Annotated in this window: 15 protein-coding genes; 11 read left to right on the forward strand and 4 right to left on the reverse strand. The window is 66.0% G+C overall.

The features are described 5' to 3' along the window. The first annotated feature begins 34 nt into the window (after positions 1 to 34). From dusB to BVE01S_RS04180, 7 genes are all read left to right on the forward strand, one after another. A complete protein-coding gene (gene dusB, locus BVE01S_RS04150; protein ID WP_066624730.1) occupies positions 35 to 1090 on the forward strand; it encodes a tRNA dihydrouridine synthase DusB in 1056 nt (351 codons plus the stop codon). Further along, positions 1087 to 3357 carry a sensor histidine kinase NtrY-like gene (locus BVE01S_RS04155; protein WP_066624733.1) on the forward strand — a complete coding sequence of 757 codons (2271 nt, stop codon included), beginning with the start codon at positions 1087 to 1089 and terminating at the stop codon, positions 3355 to 3357. The genes dusB and BVE01S_RS04155 overlap by 4 nt, the downstream gene beginning before the upstream one ends. 9 nt (positions 3358 to 3366) lie before the next feature. Further along, positions 3367 to 4773 carry a nitrogen assimilation response regulator NtrX gene (ntrX, locus tag BVE01S_RS04160; RefSeq protein WP_066624736.1) on the forward strand — a complete coding sequence of 469 codons (1407 nt, stop codon included), beginning with the start codon at positions 3367 to 3369 and terminating at the stop codon, positions 4771 to 4773. Then, positions 4773 to 5633: a D-amino-acid transaminase gene (locus tag BVE01S_RS04165; RefSeq protein WP_066624739.1), complete on the forward strand. Its 861-nt coding sequence runs from the start codon at positions 4773 to 4775 to the stop codon at positions 5631 to 5633. The genes ntrX and BVE01S_RS04165 overlap by 1 nt, the downstream gene beginning before the upstream one ends. Before the next feature lie 101 nt (positions 5634 to 5734). Further along, on the forward strand, positions 5735 to 5980 hold the full coding sequence (gene hfq / locus BVE01S_RS04170) for an RNA chaperone Hfq (RefSeq protein ID WP_003164861.1): 246 nt from the start codon (positions 5735 to 5737) through the stop codon (positions 5978 to 5980). Beyond that, positions 5981 to 7294, forward strand: a complete 1314-nt coding sequence (hflX, locus tag BVE01S_RS04175) for a GTPase HflX (protein ID WP_066624741.1) — start codon at positions 5981 to 5983, stop codon at positions 7292 to 7294. 6 nt (positions 7295 to 7300) lie between these two features. Further along, the gene (locus tag BVE01S_RS04180) at positions 7301 to 8938 is read left to right on the forward strand and encodes a Na+/H+ antiporter (protein ID WP_066624742.1); all 1638 of its coding nucleotides are present in this window, start codon (positions 7301 to 7303) and stop codon (positions 8936 to 8938) included. Here BVE01S_RS04180 and BVE01S_RS04185 read toward each other — a convergent pair. Genes BVE01S_RS04185 through BVE01S_RS04195 form a run of 3 tightly spaced genes read right to left on the reverse strand, consistent with a single transcriptional unit; the run spans position 8929 to position 11754 of the window. After that, positions 8929 to 9591, reverse strand: coding sequence for an HAD family hydrolase (locus tag BVE01S_RS04185; RefSeq protein ID WP_066624743.1), 663 nt, complete (start codon positions 9589 to 9591; stop codon positions 8929 to 8931). The genes BVE01S_RS04180 and BVE01S_RS04185 overlap by 10 nt on opposite strands. Before the next feature lie 10 nt (positions 9592 to 9601). Beyond that, on the reverse strand, positions 9602 to 10396 hold the full coding sequence (mazG, locus tag BVE01S_RS04190; protein ID WP_084375288.1) for a nucleoside triphosphate pyrophosphohydrolase: 795 nt from the start codon (positions 10394 to 10396) through the stop codon (positions 9602 to 9604). Continuing rightward, on the reverse strand, positions 10393 to 11754 hold the full coding sequence (locus BVE01S_RS04195) for an MFS transporter (protein WP_066625007.1): 1362 nt from the start codon (positions 11752 to 11754) through the stop codon (positions 10393 to 10395). The genes mazG and BVE01S_RS04195 overlap by 4 nt, the downstream gene beginning before the upstream one ends. 105 nt (positions 11755 to 11859) lie before the next feature. Between BVE01S_RS04195 and BVE01S_RS04200 the strand changes: the two genes are divergently transcribed. The 4 genes from BVE01S_RS04200 to ygiD all read left to right on the forward strand — a co-directional run bounded on the left by BVE01S_RS04200 (position 11860) and on the right by ygiD (position 14615). Beyond that, a complete protein-coding gene (locus BVE01S_RS04200; protein WP_066624748.1) occupies positions 11860 to 12717 on the forward strand; it encodes a D-alanyl-D-alanine carboxypeptidase family protein in 858 nt (285 codons plus the stop codon). Beyond that, positions 12693 to 13151 carry a hypothetical protein gene (locus BVE01S_RS04205; RefSeq protein ID WP_066624751.1) on the forward strand — a complete coding sequence of 153 codons (459 nt, stop codon included), beginning with the start codon at positions 12693 to 12695 and terminating at the stop codon, positions 13149 to 13151. Before BVE01S_RS04200 ends, BVE01S_RS04205 begins: the two co-directional genes overlap by 25 nt. Before the next feature lie 98 nt (positions 13152 to 13249). Further along, on the forward strand, positions 13250 to 13852 hold the full coding sequence (gene wrbA / locus BVE01S_RS04210) for an NAD(P)H:quinone oxidoreductase (RefSeq protein WP_066624754.1): 603 nt from the start codon (positions 13250 to 13252) through the stop codon (positions 13850 to 13852). 4 nt (positions 13853 to 13856) lie between these two features. After that, positions 13857 to 14615, forward strand: coding sequence for a 4,5-DOPA-extradiol-dioxygenase (gene ygiD / locus BVE01S_RS04215; protein WP_084375289.1), 759 nt, complete (start codon positions 13857 to 13859; stop codon positions 14613 to 14615). On the opposite strand, the gene BVE01S_RS04220 is transcribed toward ygiD, so the two are convergent. After that, the gene (locus tag BVE01S_RS04220) at positions 14616 to 16169 is read right to left on the reverse strand and encodes an AMP-binding protein (protein WP_066624756.1); all 1554 of its coding nucleotides are present in this window, start codon (positions 16167 to 16169) and stop codon (positions 14616 to 14618) included. Positions 16170 to 16246: the final 77 nt, after the last annotated feature.

Below are 16246 nucleotides of genomic sequence, written 5' to 3' on the forward strand. Positions count from 1 at the left end.
GACGAGGGCGGCTGCGATGCGGCGAAAGACGGAAATGCCCAAGACCTTGCAAATCGGCGATGTGACCGTGCCCGGCCAAGTGCTGATGGCGCCGATGACCGGCGTGACCGACCTGCCGTTCCGCATTCTGGCCTCCAGACTGGGCGCCGCCTATGTCGCAACGGAGATGGTGGCGGCCAAAGAACTGGCGCGGGCGCGGCCGGACGTGGTGCGGCGCGCCGCCGTGGGGGCCGGTCTGCCGCTGACCGTCATCCAACTGGTCGGGCGCGATCCCGAGCAGATGGGCGAGGGGGCGCGGATGGCAGAAAAGGCTGGGGCGGACATCGTGGATCTGAACTTCGGCTGTCCGGCCAAGGAGGTGACAGGCTCGGCCGCCGGTTCGGCTCTGATGCGGACGCCCGATCTGGCCTGCCGGATCATGGAGGCGGCTGTGAAGGCGACCGATCGGCCGGTGACGGTCAAGATGCGGCTGGGCTGGGACGATGACAGCCGGAACGCCGCCGAACTGGCCCGCCGTGCGGAAGCGATCGGCGTCAAGGCCGTCACGGTGCATGGCCGCACGCGAAAACAGTTCTACACCGGGCAAGCGGATTGGGACGCGGTCGGGATGGTGAAGGCGGCGGTCGGCATTCCCGTCATCGTCAATGGCGACATCATCACCGCCGATGAAGCGCGCCAGGCCTTGGCGCTGTCCGGCGCGGACGGATTGATGCTGGGACGTGGCGTCTACGGCCGGCCATGGCTGGCGGCGCACCTTGAGCGGGCGTTGATCGACGGCGTGGCGCTGGAGGAACCCGGGCCTGAAGAGCGTCTGGCGATCGTGATCGAGCATCTGCGGGCGTCGGCCGAGTTCTACGGCCTGCCGCTGGGTTTGAAAATGTTCCGCAAACATCTGGGCTGGTACATCGAACAGGCGCCTTGGCCGGCCGATCCGCAACACCGTCGAGAGGCGAAGGCAAGAATTTGCCGCCTAGACGATCCGATGGCCGTCGAAGACGCCATGCACGAACTGTGGCGGCCGGATTTGCCTCGGTTGGGTAAGTCTGCTGTTGAAAATGGGCCACAGGTGTTGGAGACTGCTGTGGCATGACGGATACGCCTTCAGCACGCACCGCTTCGCCCGACCTCGCGTCGGACGACGGGTCGTTCTGGGGGTGGGTCGATAGCGAAAGGGCGCGGACCGGCTTCGGACTGGCGTTCTTTCTGGCTGTCGCGATCACGGCGGCGGCCATCTGGCTGGTGGCGGTCGCTCCGGGGGCCACATCAGGGTCGGCGCGCGGATCGAGCAGCCAGATCGCCCTGATCGTGTTGGCCGCCAATCTGCTTTTGATTTCCGGCTTGGCCATCATCGTCGGCCGGCGCGTGCTGACCTTGGTGCGCAGTACCGATGAAGCCGGATCGCGCCTTCACCTCAGGTTCGTCGCCCTGTTCTCGATGGTGGCCCTGGTCCCGTCGGTGTTGATCGCCTTGGTGTTCGGTGTGCTGGTCAATCGGGGCGTGGACCAGTGGTTCAGCCAGAACGTCCAGGCCTCGGTCGAGAACGGAGCGATCGTGGGCCGCGCCTATATCCAGGACGTTTCGGCCGCAATGGATGCTGACCTGGTCACGATTTCGGACCAGTTGGGAAGCGCGAGAAGCCTGTTCGCTGATCGCATTCAGTTTAACGATGCTCTAGGCCAAGTTGGAGACATCTTCGGCTATCCCGCCATCTACATTCTGGATGGCAAGGGCGAGGTGTTGGCTCGCGCTGAAAAAACGGGCGCGCCTCCCTATCTTGCGCCGCCGCGCGATGAACTCGCGGCCGCAGCTGAAGGCGGGCAGCCTCCGCAAACCGTCACGCAGCATCCAGACGCCGTCCGGTCGATCATCGCCCTGCCGTCCTATGGCGACGCCTATCTTTATCTGGTGCGTCCGCTTCAAGACGGTCTTGTGGCGCGAATGAACACTTCGGTTCAGTCGATCCAGGCTTATCGAGAGGCTCAGGAAAGCCGCGCTCGGATTCAGTCCGCCTTCATCCTCAGCTATCTGGAGACGGCGTTGCTGGTGCTGGTGGGCGCGGTGTGGCTGGGAATGTCGGCGGCCAGCAGCATCTCCGCGCCGATCGGTCGGTTGGTGAAGGCGGCGGGACAGGTCGCGGGCGGCGACTTCACCGCACGGGTCGACAGCGACGGCGCGCCGGCCGAAATCGCCACCCTGTCGGACGCCTTCAATCGCATGACCGGCGATCTGCAAGCGCAGCAGGCGGCGCTGAAGGCCGCGAGCGATGAGGCGCATGATCGCAGCCGGTTCATCGAGACGGTGCTGTCGGGCGTTAGCGCCGGTGTCATCGGCTTGGACAAGCGTGGGCGGGTGTCGGCGATCAACGACAGCGCCCTGCAACTGCTTCACATCGACGACGCCGAGGTTCTGGGTCACGAACTCGCGGCCCTGTCGCCAGAGCTGAGCGATCTGGTTCGGCGCGCCGAGGCCCATATCGAGGAAGACATCGACGTCAGCCGGGGCGGAGACACGCGGCGGCTGCGCGTTCGGATCGAGGGCGGCTTCGGTGGCGAGATGGTCCTGACCTTCGACGACATCACCCGCTTGGTGACGGCCCAGCGAAACGCGGCTTGGCGCGACGTGGCCCGTCGCATCGCCCATGAGATCAAGAACCCGCTGACGCCGATCCAGCTGTCGGCCGAGCGGTTGAAGCGGAAATACCGCGCGCGGATCGGCGAGGATGTCGAAATCTTCGACCGGTGTACTGACACCATCATCCGCCAGGTCGGAGACATCGGTCGCATGGTCGATGAGTTCTCGTCCTTCGCCCGCATGCCGGCGCCGCGTTTCGCGCCCGAGAACCCGGCCGAAATGCTGCGCGAGGCGGTGTTCGCCCAGCGGGTCGCCGCGCCGCACATCGTGGTCGACATCACCGAGCCCCTGCCCAAGACGACAATGGAGGCCGACGGCCGCATGGTTGGGCAGGCGCTGATCAACATCCTCAAAAACGCGGGCGAGTCGGTTGCGGCGCAACGGCTTGCCGCTGGCGAAGCTGCGGCGTCGGATCGTGCGGGCGTCATCGCGTCGCTGACGATCGAGGACGGCTTCGCCACCTTCGTCATCGAGGACGACGGCGTGGGTCTGCCGGCTCGCGACCGCGATCGCCTGACCGAACCCTATGTGACCACGCGCGAGAAGGGCACGGGCCTGGGCCTGGCCATCGTCAAACGCATTTGCGAGGACCACGGCGGCGAGCTGAAGCTGGCCGACGCCAAGACCCTGCGCGGCGCACGCGTGTGCATGATCTTCCCCCTGAAACCCCACGGTAAAGGCGGCGAGGGCGCGGAGCGCAAGCTCCAGACCCTGGCCGCCGAATAGCGAGGCAAGATGCGACCAACCGGTTCCGACATTCTGGTTGTCGACGACGAGGCCGACATCCGCGACCTGGTGTCCGGCCTGCTTGAGGACGAGGGCCACGCCGTGCGCGTCGCCGCAAACTCCGACGAGGCCCTGGCCGCGATCCGCGCCAGAAAGCCGTCGCTGGCGATCCTGGACATCTGGATGCAGGGCGGGGGGCTGGATGGGCTGGAGCTGCTGGAGGTGGTCAAGGAACTGGACCCTGACCTGCCGGTGGTGATGATTTCCGGTCACGGCAATATCGAGACGGCGGTGACGGCGCTGAAGCGCGGCGCCTATGACTTCATCGAAAAGCCGTTCAAGTCGGATCGGCTGGTTGTCGTGGTCGAACGCGCCATTGAGGCTGCGACGCTGAGGCGCGAGAACCGCCGCCTTCGCGCGGCGACCATGACACCGTCCGGTCTGATCGGCCGATCACAGGCTGCGCAGGCCTTGCGCAGCACCATCACCAAGGTGGCCCAGGCCAACAGTCGGGTTCTGATCGCCGGACCGGCCGGCTCGGGCAAGGAGCTGGTGGCGCGTCAGATCCACGAAGCCAGTCCGCGCGCCCGCGCCGAGTTCGTCGCGATTTCGGCCGCCGGCATGACGCCGGAACGTCTGGATGTCGAACTGTTCGGCGAGGAGGGCCAGGACGGCCGTCCGCGCAAGATCGGCGTGTTCGAACGCGCCCACAACGGCACGCTGTATCTGGACGAAATCAGCGACATGCCGCGCGAGAGCCAGAGCCGCATCCTGCGCGTTCTGGTGGACCAGCGGTTCCGGCGTGTCGGCGGAGAGCAGGACGTGCAGGTCGATGTCCGCGTCGTGACGTCGACCTCGCGCGATCTGAAGGCCGAGATCGCAGAGGGACGTTTCCGCGAAGACCTGTTCCACCGTCTGAATGTGGTGCCGATCCGTGTCCCGCCGCTGTCGGAACGGCGCGAGGACATCGCCGAACTGGTCGAATATTTCGTCGACACGATCAGCGCCTCGCAAGGGCTGCCCAAACGCATCGTCGGGGACGATGCGGTGGCGGTGCTGCAGGTTCACCCGTGGCCCGGAAACATCCGCCAGCTGCGCAACAATATCGAGCGTCTGCTGATCCTGGCGACCGGCGATCCGGCGGAAACGATCACCGCCGACATGCTGCCGCAGGAGGTGGCGACCTCTAACGGCGGGACGGCGAACCTGGGCGGCGAGCGCACCATCGCCCTGCCGCTGCGGGAGGCGCGCGAGGTCTTCGAGCGGGAGTATCTGGCGGCGCAGATCATGCGGTTCGGCGGCAATATCTCGCGCACCGCCGCCTTCATCGGCATGGAGCGATCGGCCCTGCATAGAAAGCTGAAGTCGCTGGGCGTCTCGCCAGCGCGCGGCGGCGATGAAGAAGAGCCGGCCTGATGTCACGCGTCGCCTATGTCAATGGCGCGTATAGCGCGCATGGCGAGGCCGTGGTCCATATCGAGGATCGCGGTTTCCAGTTTGCAGACGGCGTCTATGAGGTCTGGTCGGTCTTCGACGGGAGGCTGGGCGATTTCGAAGGTCATATGAGCCGCCTTCACCGCAGTCTGAACGAACTGAAGATCGACATTCCGATGAGCGCCGGCGCCTTGGGCGTCGTTCTGCGCGAGACCGTGCGGCGCAATCGTGTGCGCAACGGCATGGTCTATCTGCAGATCACACGCGGCACGGCGCCACGCGATCATGGCTTTCCGGTCGATGTCGCGCCCAGTGTTGTCGTGACCGCCAAGTCGATCGATCCGGCGCGGAGTCAGCGTCTGGCGCAAAACGGCGCGGCCGGCGTCACCCAGCCCGATATTCGCTGGGGGCGTTGCGATATAAAGACCGTCGGTCTCTTGCCGAATGTGCTGGCCAAACAGGCGGCGCGCGAGCGCGGAGCCTACGAGTGCCTGATGTATGACGACATGGGTCTGATCACCGAAGGCGCATCGACCAATGCGTGGATCGTGGATGAGGACGGCAGGCTGAGAACGCGGGACATCCAAGCCAATATCCTGCGGGGCGTCACGCGAGCAGCCGTCATCGAGCTCGCCGCCGCCGAGGGTGTCGAACTGGAAGAACGGGCCTTCTCGGTCGATGAAGCGAAACGGGCGCGCGAGGTGTTCGTCACCGCCGCCAGCGCCTTCGTCATGCCGCTGATTTCGCTGGACGGCGTGAAGATCGGCGATGGCAAGCCCGGGCCCGTCGCGACCCGCCTGCGAGAACTCTATCTTGAACAGGCGCGTCGAGGGGCCATTTAGGGCGTTGCCCGAGCGGCCGGGCGGCGGTTAAGGTCGCGGTTGGCTGCATCGGCCCCGCCGCTCCCACGGCGACAAACAACGAAGAACAGGAAAAACCTGCCATGTCGCAAGACAAACGTCAGAACCTTCAGGACACCTTCCTCAACTCGGTCCGCAAGACCAAGACGCCGCTGACCATCTTCCTGGTCAATGGGGTCAAGTTGCAGGGCATCGTGACCTGGTTCGACAACTTCTGTGTCCTGCTGCGCCGCGATGGCCAGTCCCAGCTGGTGTACAAACACGCCATCTCAACCATCATGCCGTCCGCGCCCGTGCAACTGTACGAGCCCGACGCCGAAGAAGACTGATTGACCCAAAAACTGATCGACCACACCGTCCCGCTTATCCGGGCGGTCGTCATTCACCCCGACCGACGCTCGGACAGTCCGCGGCTGGCGAGCGAACGGCTTGAGGAGGCGGCGGGCCTTGCCCGCGCGCTGGACCTCGACGTGCGCGCCGAAGAGATCGTGCGGCTGCGCAGCACCACGCCAGCGACCCTGTTCGGCACGGGCAAGGTCGAGGAGTTGGCCGCGCTCGTGCGCGCCGCAGACGCCGAGGCTGTCATCATCGACGACGCCCTGACGCCGGTGCAGCAACGCAACCTGGAAAAGGCGTGGGAGGTGAAGGTTATCGACCGCACCGGCCTGATCCTGGAGATCTTCGGCCGTCGCGCGCGGACCAAGGAGGGGCGGCTTCAGGTCGAACTGGCGCGGCTGGATTATGAGCGGTCGCGTCTGGTGCGGACCTGGACCCACCTTGAGCGGCAACGCGGCGGCACTGGTTCGACCGGCGGGCCCGGCGAAACCCAGATCGAGCTGGACCGGCGTCTGATCGCCGACCGGATCGTCAGGCTGAAGTCTGAGTTGGAAGAGGTGCGACGCACGCGCGGCCTGCACCGCAAGCAGCGTCAGAAGGCGCCGTTCCCGACGATCGCCCTGGTCGGCTACACCAACGCTGGCAAGTCGACGCTGTTCAACCGGCTGACGGGGTCGGAGGTCTTCGCCAAGGACCTGTTGTTCGCCACTCTGGACACGACCCAGCGGACCATCCGGCTGCCGCAAGGGCGACCGGCCATCGTGGCGGATACAGTCGGCTTCATCTCCGACCTGCCCCACGAACTGGTCGAGAGCTTCCGCGCGACCCTGGAGGAGGTCGGCGAGGCCGATCTGATTCTGCACGTCCGCGACATCGCCTCGCCCGACAGCGCCGCTCAGGCCAAGGATGTCGAGGCCGTGCTGAAACAGATCGAGACGCCAGAGGGCAAGACGCGCCGGGTGCTGGAGGTCTGGAACAAGATCGACCTGCTGGATGACGAGGCGCGTGAGACTGTGCTGGGTCAGGCCGAACGGTTGGCGAAGGACGGTGAGGCGGTGGCCGTCTCAGCCTGGACGGGCGAGGGGATCGAACCTCTGCGCCAGATCATCGCCGGCCTGATCGACGACGATCCCGAGACGCAGTTGACGCTCGAGCCGCATCAGGGCGAGGCCCTGGCGTGGCTGTACGAACATGGGCGGGTCACGTCGCGCAATGCGGACGAGCTTGGCCGTACTCACGTCACGGTCCGGCTGCATCCTGCGGCGCTCGGGCGATTCGAGCGCCTGTATCCAGACCGGACCGACTGAGTTTTCATGCATCTGATCGAAACCGTCCTGCTTCTGCTGTTGGCCGTGGTAGTGTCGGGTTCGATCGCGCGGATCACGCGCATAGCCTTGCCTTTGGTTCAGATCGGGCTTGGCGCCGCCATCGTCTTGATCACGGGCAAGACGGTCGATCTTGAGCCGGACATCTTCTTTCTTCTGTTCCTGCCGCCGCTGCTGTTTCTGGACGGCTGGCGAATTCCTAAGGAAGACCTGTTTCGCGACCGGGCGGTCATCCTTGAGCTGGCGCTGGGGTTGGTGCTGTTCACCGTCGTCGGTCTGGGCTTCCTGATCTGGTGGATGATCCCGGAGATGCCGCTGCCGGTGGCCTTCGCCCTGGCCGCCATCCTGTCGCCGACCGATCCCATCGCGGTTCAGGCGATCGCCGCACGGGCGCCGATCCCGAAGCGCCTGATGCACATTCTGGAAGGTGAGTCGCTGTTGAACGATGCGACGGGCCTGACCTGCATGCGGATCGCGGTCGCCGCCGCGACGACTGGCGCGTTTTCGATCGGCCATGCGGTCGGGACGTTCGCCTGGCTGGCTTTGGTCGGGGTCGCCGTCGGCGTTCTGGTCACCATGGCCATCAGCTACGCCAAGAGCTTCGTCAGCCGACGCTGGGGAGAGGACGTGGGCGCGCAGATTCTGGTCAGCCTGCTGATCCCGTTTGCGGCCTATCTGGTGGCGGAAGAACTGCATGCGTCAGGCATCCTGGCGGCGGTTGCGGCCGGGGTGACCATGAGCTTCACCGAGCGGGGGGGCATCGCCGGCCAGTCGATGGCGATGACGCGGATCCGGCGCAGCGTCGTGTGGGACACGGTTCAGTTCGTCGCCAACGGCATCATCTTCGTGATCTTGGGCGAACAGATGCCCTCGATCATGTCGCGCGCGGCCGAGGTGGTGGCGGGCACCAGCCGGCCCGAGGTCTGGTGGCTGGCGGTCTATGTGTTCGGCATCGTCGCCACCTTGGCGGCGCTGCGGTTCGTCTGGGTTTGGACCTCGCTGAAGCTGACCCTGTTTCGCCGCCGCCATCGCGGTCCGCCGGCCAGGGTCGGTCTGCGGCTGACCATGGTGATGTCTCTGGCGGGCGTGCGGGGGGCGATCACTCTGGCGGGTATTCTGACCCTGCCGTTCGCCTTGGGCGACGGATCGCCGATGCCGTCGCGGAACCTCGCCATCTTCCTGGCGGCGGGGGTGATCGTGGTGTCGCTGGTGCTGGCGACCTTCGCCTTGCCTAGACTCCTGAAGAACGTCGAACTGCCGCCGGAGCCCTCGCATGAGCAGGAAGAGGATCGTGGCCGGGTCGCCGCCGCCTCGGCCGCCCTGCGCGCCATTGAGGACGCCTCGTACGCTATGGCGGAAGGCAAACCCGACCCCGATCTCTATTCCGACATCGCCGGTCGGATCATGGAGACCTATCGCCAGCGGATCGAGACCCACACCCGCACGGACGAGGAAGACGCCGCCCTGACGCGAAAGATGGACGATATCGAGCGTCGTCTCTGGCTGGCGGGGCTGGCCGCCGAGCGCGAGGAACTGCGTCGATTGATGAGGGCTCGTCAGCTGGATGAGGTGACGGCCAAGAAGCTGTTCCGTGACGTCGATCTTCAGGAACTGCGCTACCTCTGACGATCCATGAAAGCGGAGACGGCCGCATAGCTGTCGGCGATGTGGTGGGCGCCGCGGGCCGTCAGGCGCTCGGCATGGCCGTCGCGAACATGGCCGCCCGCCGTCAGCCCCACGACCGTCATACCGGCCGCGACGCCGGCCGTGACGCCCGCCTCGCTGTCTTCGATCACCAGGACGCGGGACGGATCGACGCCCATCGTCTGGGCGGCGTGCAGGAAGATGTCGGGGTGGGGCTTTCCGCGCTCGACCACCAGGCCGGTAAAGACCGCGCCGTCGAAATGATCCGTCAGGCCGAATAGGTTCAGGCCGACGCCGATCCAGTCGGGGCCGCTGGACGAAGCGATGCAGCGGGGCTCGGGTCGGGCAGCGACAAAGTCCAGAAGACCGGGCACGGGTTCAAGCTGCTGCGGCGCGCGCTGACGACAGGTGGCAAACCATGTGGTGTGGAAGTCTTCAGGGCAGGCACGACCCAAGGCCGCCTCGACGACCGGCCGATTGTCGCGCCAGCGCTTGCCCGTATAGGCGGCCAAGACGTCGTCGAGCGAGGTCGGCAGACCGATGGCGGTCAGTTGCTCGGCCATGACGGTGCTGTTCAGCACCTCGCTGTCGGCGACCACGCCGTCGTAGTCGAAAATGATCAGGTCGTAGGTCACGCGGGGTCGCTCAGGCTTCAGGCGCGGCCTTCTCGGCGACCTTTGCGGCGTCCCAGAGGCGGTCCATCTCGGTCAGGTCCGATTGGTCGGGCGTGCGGCTGTCCTTCGCCAGCTCGGCCTCGATGAAGCCGAAGCGACGCACGAACTTCGCGTTGGCGGCGCGCAGGGCGTCTTCGGGTTCGACGTCCAGCTTGCGCGCCAGGTTGGCGACGACGAACAGAAGATCGCCCAGCTCTTCGCGCGCCTTGGCCTTGTCGCCGGCGGCGATCTCGACGCGCAGCTCCTCGACCTCTTCGGCCAGCTTGTCGAACACCTCATCGGTGGATGGCCAGTCAAAGCCGACGCGACCAGCGCGCTTTGTCAGCTTGGCGGCGCGGGTCAGGGCGGGCAGGCCGACCGGCACGTCATCCAGCACGCCAGGCTTTTTGCGGTCCTTGCGCTCGGCGGCCTTGATGGCTTCCCAGGCGACGGTCTGTTCTTTCGTGGAGCGCTGGGCCTCGTCACCAAAGACGTGGGGGTGGCGGCGCTCCAGCTTGTCGGCGATGGCCGTGACCACGTCGTCGAAGTCGAACAGCCCCTGTTCCTCGGCCATGCGGGCGTGGAAGACCACCTGAAACAGCAGGTCGCCCAGTTCGCCCTTCAGCTCGACCAGATCGTTGCGCTCGATGGCGTCGGCGACCTCATAGGCCTCCTCGATCGTGTAAGGGGCGATGGTGGCGAAGGTCTGCTCCACGTCCCAGGGGCAGCCGCCGTCAGGATCGCGCAACCGCTCCATGACGCCGAGCAGGCGGTCGATCGGTCTCAACGGCGGGCTCCGTCGCGAGCTTCCAGGGCGAGGCGGATTTCATCGTGCCGCTTCGGCGTCAGGGGATAGCCCTTCAGCACCCAGGCGGCGGCGGCCAGCAACAGGCCGGGGACCAGAATGAACAGGATCTGGAGCGTCAGCAGTGAAAAGTCGCTGTTGCCCATCGGGCCCGGCACCGCCTTGAAGCCCACGCCTTGCAGGATCAGATAGGGGATCAGCGCGACCACGTGGCCGATCTTGGTCGTCGCGGACAGGATGGAGAACATCAGTCCGGTGCGATCCACGCCCGTCTCCAGCCGCACCTCGTCGCCGGCGTCCGCCATCATGGCGCGCAGCAGAAACAGGCCGGCCGCATAGGGCAGGCCGGCGATGAACATGGCGCCTGCCGTCAGCATGAAGTTGCCGCCGGGAACCAGGGTGGCGGCGATATAAAGGGCCGCGAAAATCAGGCTGGCGACAGCCAGGGCCTTGTCCTTGCCGATCCGCGTGGCCAACCAGGCCCAGATCGGCGCGCCGCACAGACCGGCGACGAAATAGAACAACATGAACAGGCCGGCCTGGCTGTGGTCGTAACCCTTGATCTGTCCGAAGAAGAAGAACAGCAGCGAACCCGTGATGCCTGGCGCGACCCCCAGCAGCAGGTCGGCGATCAAGAGCTTCCGGACCGTGGGCATCTTCAGCAGGGCCAGATAGGCGCCGGCGCCCCCGTGCGGCTGGTCGCCCGCGTTGACGGGTTCGGGTACGGCGACCATGGCCAGGCCGATGGTGACGGGAAGGGCGATCAGGATGGCCCAGCCCATGATGCGCACGCCGTCGGCATAGTTCCCGATGCCGGTCTGAACCACCACGGTCGGCAGCACCAGAATCAGGATCACGCCGATGATGTTAAACACCTGCCACCAGCCATAGACCCGGCTGCGCTGGTCATACTGCGGCGCAAGCACGGCGGCCCAGCCGAGTTGGCCCAAGGTGCCGATCGAGAAGCCGAGATAGAGGACCAGCAGCCAACCAAACAGATAGGCCGGTCCGGCGCCCGGTTGGACCACGACGAACATCATGAAGGCCGACAGCATCAGGATCGGCGTCGAGATCGCCATCCACGGGCGATAGCGACCGAACCGCGTCTTGGTCTTGTCCATGCCCCAGCCGATGAAGGGGTCGAAGACGATGTCGATCAGGCGCGCGGCCATGAAGACGGCCGCCACAACTCCCAGCTCCAAACCCACATGGGTGGCGTAGAACTCGGGCAGGGTGACGGGCAGGGCGACCCCGAAGGCCGCCAGCGGCAGGCACGGGCCGGAAAAGGCCGCGAGCACGGCGTTGGAACGGCGGGGCGCGGTCGGCGCGGCGGTGGACATGCATCGGTCCGAAAGGCGCGGCGCGAGTCGGCCGCGCGCCACCATGCCAGCGATCGGTGACGCATGCACTTGTGAGATCGACCAGCTTGGGGCTTCCTGTGCGACATGTGGCGAAGCCTTCTTGCGTTCCTGTCCGTTTGCTTCGTTCTGACGTTTGCTGGCGGCGCGCGTGCGGCCGGACCCTGCCACACCAACGCCGACGGTTGGCAGGCGCAGGGACTGGCGAACGTGGCGTCGGCCTACGGCATGGAATGGGCGCCGTTCGGGGCGGCGGAGTGGGGGTGGCAGGCCTATCTGCCGCTGATCCAGCGCGAACTGCATACGACCTGCGGACCCGGCACGCCGATCTTCGCGTCACAACTGGCGGGGTTTCAGCAGACGCACGGCCTGGCGCCGACCGGTCTGTTCGATGCGGCGACCTTCCAGGTGTTTCGCGGCCTTTGGCAGGAGCGGCGGCCGTTCGTCATGGCGCGCGTCGGCGGAGCCTGTCCCGAGCCGCCGCCGATCAATCAGCTTGGCTATCTGGTCGAGTCCGAGGAACATGCCGACCGTCTGACACGTCTGCTGCGCCGGGACGTGTTGGACGCCTATCGCCAGCTGGTCGCGGCCGCGCGGGCTGAGGTTCCGGAGGTGGCGGGCGATCCCGAACTGCTGCAGATTTTCTCCGGCTTCCGCGATCCCGAGGCGGACGCGGCGCGCTGTGCGCAGCAGGGCAACTGCGACGGCCTACGTCGTGCCGTCTGCTCTCCGCATCGGACGGGGACAGCGGTCGATCTGTATGTCGGCCAGGCGCCGGGTCTGGGCGTCGATTCCACCACCCCGGCCAGTCGCGAATATATGGCGCGGTCGGCGACCTATCGCTGGCTGGTGACGAACGCTGGGCGTTTCGGCTTTGTGCCCTATGTCTATGAACCGTGGCACTGGGAGTATGTGAAGCCTTGGGATCCTTCGTTCGCGCCCTGAGCAATGCTGAAAAGGGCCTGGCGCGAGAGGCGTTCGGGGCCGCAATCGACCTCGCACCGGTCCGTTTGATCGGCTGGCCGTTCCGCCGCGCCTTCGTTGCTGGACGCTGGTTCGGGCGAGACTGGATTGTCTGGCCGCAAGCGCAGCTCGTCGCAGACTTCACGGCCGCGCCGGTTCGCATGCAGGGCGTCCTGATCCATGAACTGACGCACGTCTGGCAGGCCCAGCAGGGGGTCAATCTGCTGTTCGCCAAGCTGAAAGCTGGGGACACCTCCGCCTCCTACGCCTATCGCGTGGAACCGACCTGCCGGTGGGGCGCGTTGAACATCGAGCAGCAGGCGATGGTGATGGAGCACCGTTTCCATTGTCGCCGCGGTCGCCCCACGCCGGGCGACAAGACCTTTTACGACACCGTTTGTCCCTTCGAGACGTGATTTGATGTCGGGGACTTGCGGAAGGGCAAGCAGCGCGCCAAGTTAGCAACGGTCGTTGTTGCGAATGACGACCGTTGCCATTCAACGGAGCCTCCCCGATGCCGAAAGTCCTCGTCCTGTATCATTCGACCTATGGTCACCTGGAAACCATGGCCGAGGCGGTCGCCGAAGGCGCGCGCGAGGTCGAAGGCGCCGTCGTGGACATCAAGCGCGTGCCGGAAACCGTGCCGGAAGAGCTGGCCAAGGCCTCGCACTACAAGCTGGATCAAAAGGCGCCGATCGCCAAGATCGACGATCTGAAGGACTACGACGCCATCATCATCGGCGCCGGCACCCGCTTCGGTTCGGCCGCGTCGCAGATGCGCGCCTTCCTGGATCAGGCCGGCGGCCTGTGGTTCTCGGGCGCCCTGATCGGCAAAATCGGCGGCGCCTTCACCGCCACCGCGACCCAGCACGGCGGCCAGGAGACGACGTTCCAGGGCCTGCACAACTTCTTCATGCACCACGGCATGCCGGTCGTGGGGCTGCCCTATTCCTTCCAGGGACAGATGACGCTGGACGCCATCCACGGCGGTTCGCCCTATGGCGCATCGACGATCACGGGCGGCGACGGCTCGCGTCAGCCCAGCGACGTCGAGCTGGACGGCGCCCGGTTCCAGGGCAAGCATATCGCCGAGCTGGCCAAGAAGCTGCACGGCTGATCCGATGCGTCAGCCCGCCGTCTTTTTCGGCCACGGTTCGCCCATGAATGCGCTTGGCGGTCCCTATGGGGCCGCCTGGCGTGCGCTGGGCGAAGCGATCGGCAAGCCCAAGGGTGTGGTGATGATCTCCGCCCACTGGGAGACGCGCGGGCTGGGCGTCACCGCGCAGGAGAAGCCCGAAACCATCCATGACTTCGGCAACTTCCCGCGCGAACTTCATCAGATGCAGTATCCGGCGCCCGGGTCGCCCGCCTTGGCGGCGCGGGTGTCGGCGCTGACCGGAGCCGTCCAGACGCAAGGGTGGGGCCTGGATCACGGGACCTGGTCGGTGCTGTGCCATGTTTGGCCAGAGGCAGACGTGCCCGTGGTGCAGTTATCGCTGAATCGCGAGCTGACGGCGCGCCAGCATTACGACCTGGCCAAGGCGCTGAAACCGCTGCGCGACGAGGGAATCGTCATCGCTGGCTCGGGCGACTTCGTCCACAATCTGCGGACCTGGAAACGCGAGGACGGCGCCGAACCCTACGCCTGGGCGACCGGCTTCAACGAGGCGGTGAAGACGGCGTTCGAACGGGGCAACCATGAAGCGCTGATCGACTGGGTGGGTCTGGCCGAGGACGCGCAATTGAGCGTGCCGACCGACGAACATTTCCTGCCGGTGCTTTACATCGCCGCCCAGCAGGAGCCGGGCGAGGCGGTCAGCTTCTTCAACGACCGTATCGACGGCGGCTCGATCTCGATGACGGGCGTCCGGATCGGCTGATCAGGCCGCCTTCTCGGCCTCTACCATCTTCTGGATCGACACATAGTCAGTCTTGCCGGTGCCCAGGACGGGGACCTCGGCGACCTTGACGATCTTTTTCGGCACGATCAGTTCGGGCGCGCCGTTGGTTCGCGCCCATTCGGCCAGGGGCGCGACCTCAGCGTCGGCGTGGTCAGTGACGAGCACCAGCTTCTCGCCCTTGCGGCTGTCCGGAATCGACACCACGGCGTGGCGCTGATCCGGCCAGACGGCGCCGGCGATCCCTTCGACGGCGGTTAGTGAGACCATCTCGCCGCCGATCTTGGCGAAGCGCTTGGCGCGGCCGCGGATGGTGACATAGCCGTCGTCGGTCACATCGACGATGTCGCCGGTGTCCAGCCAGTCGTCGCCGATCGGATCCCACTGCAAGGGCTCGGCCGAGGTGACATAGCCGCTCATGACATTGGGCCCGCGCAGCATTAGGCGACCGCCTGCTTCGATGCCCTCAACGGGCTCCAGCTTCCAGTCGATGCCGGGCAGCACCTGACCGACCGTGCCTGGCGCGTTTCGGTCAGGATGGTTGACGGCGATCACGGGCGAGGCCTCGGTTGCGCCGTAGCCTTCCAGTAGTTCGACGCCGCCGAACTTGGTGTTGAACAGGGTGCGGGTTTCCTCGCGCACCTTTTCGGCGCCGGCGACGACGAACTTCAGCGTCGAGAAGTCGTTCGGTTCGGCGACGCGGCCGTACTGGTTCAGGAAGGTGTCGGTCGCGAACAGGATCGAGGCCTTCACCTGGGGCAGCAGGTCGGTGATCTGTTTGGCGTGCAGCGGCGACGGATACTGGAACGCCTTCAACCCTTGCAGCAGCGGCAGAATGACCCCGCCGGTCAGGCCGAAACAGTGGAAGGTCGGCAGGGGATTGAACATCACCCATTCGGGCAGCAGGTCGATGTGGGCCGCCACCTGACGCGCATTGGCGACGAGGTTCTTCTGGCTCAGCACGACGCCCTTTGGCGTGCCGAAGCTGCCGGAGGTGAACAGGACGACGCCCGGCGCATCGGGATCCGTCTTCACGCGGAACCGCTTGGGCGCCGCGCCGGCGGCGAGGCCGTAGAGCTTGTCGGCCAGACCGATGGTCTTGCGCACGTCGTCCAGCCAGACGACCTCGGCCACCGTCTTCAGTTCGACGATCAGGTCGTCCAGCTTGGCCTGGTCGATGAAGCGTTTGGCGGTCAGCACCTTCTTGACGCCCGAGGCCTTGATCGCCGCTTTCAGATTGGCTTCGCCGGCGGTGAAGTTCAGCATTACCGGCACACGACCGTGGGCGTGCAGACCGAAGAAGGTGACGACGACGCCCATGGACGACGGCAGCAGGATAGCGACCCGCTCGCCCTTGTCGGTCATATTGGCGATCTTGCGGCCCAGCACGAAGGCGGCGCGGATCAGGCCGGTGTAGGTCAGCGGATGCCGGTCCTGATCCTCCAGGATTTCCTTGTCGCCGAACCGCGACCGCGCATCGATCAGGGCGTCGATCAGGGTCGAGTCGTAAAGCGAGGGATCCAGGGCCTGGCGCAAGCGCGTCTCCTACGGAGGACGCGGGCGGCCCTCTCTGTTGTTCGGGCGACTGTCATTAATGACGCCGCGTCATCTTG

This window comes from Brevundimonas vesicularis NBRC 12165 (genome assembly GCF_001592205.1).
GTDB lineage: Bacteria > Pseudomonadota > Alphaproteobacteria > Caulobacterales > Caulobacteraceae > Brevundimonas > Brevundimonas vesicularis.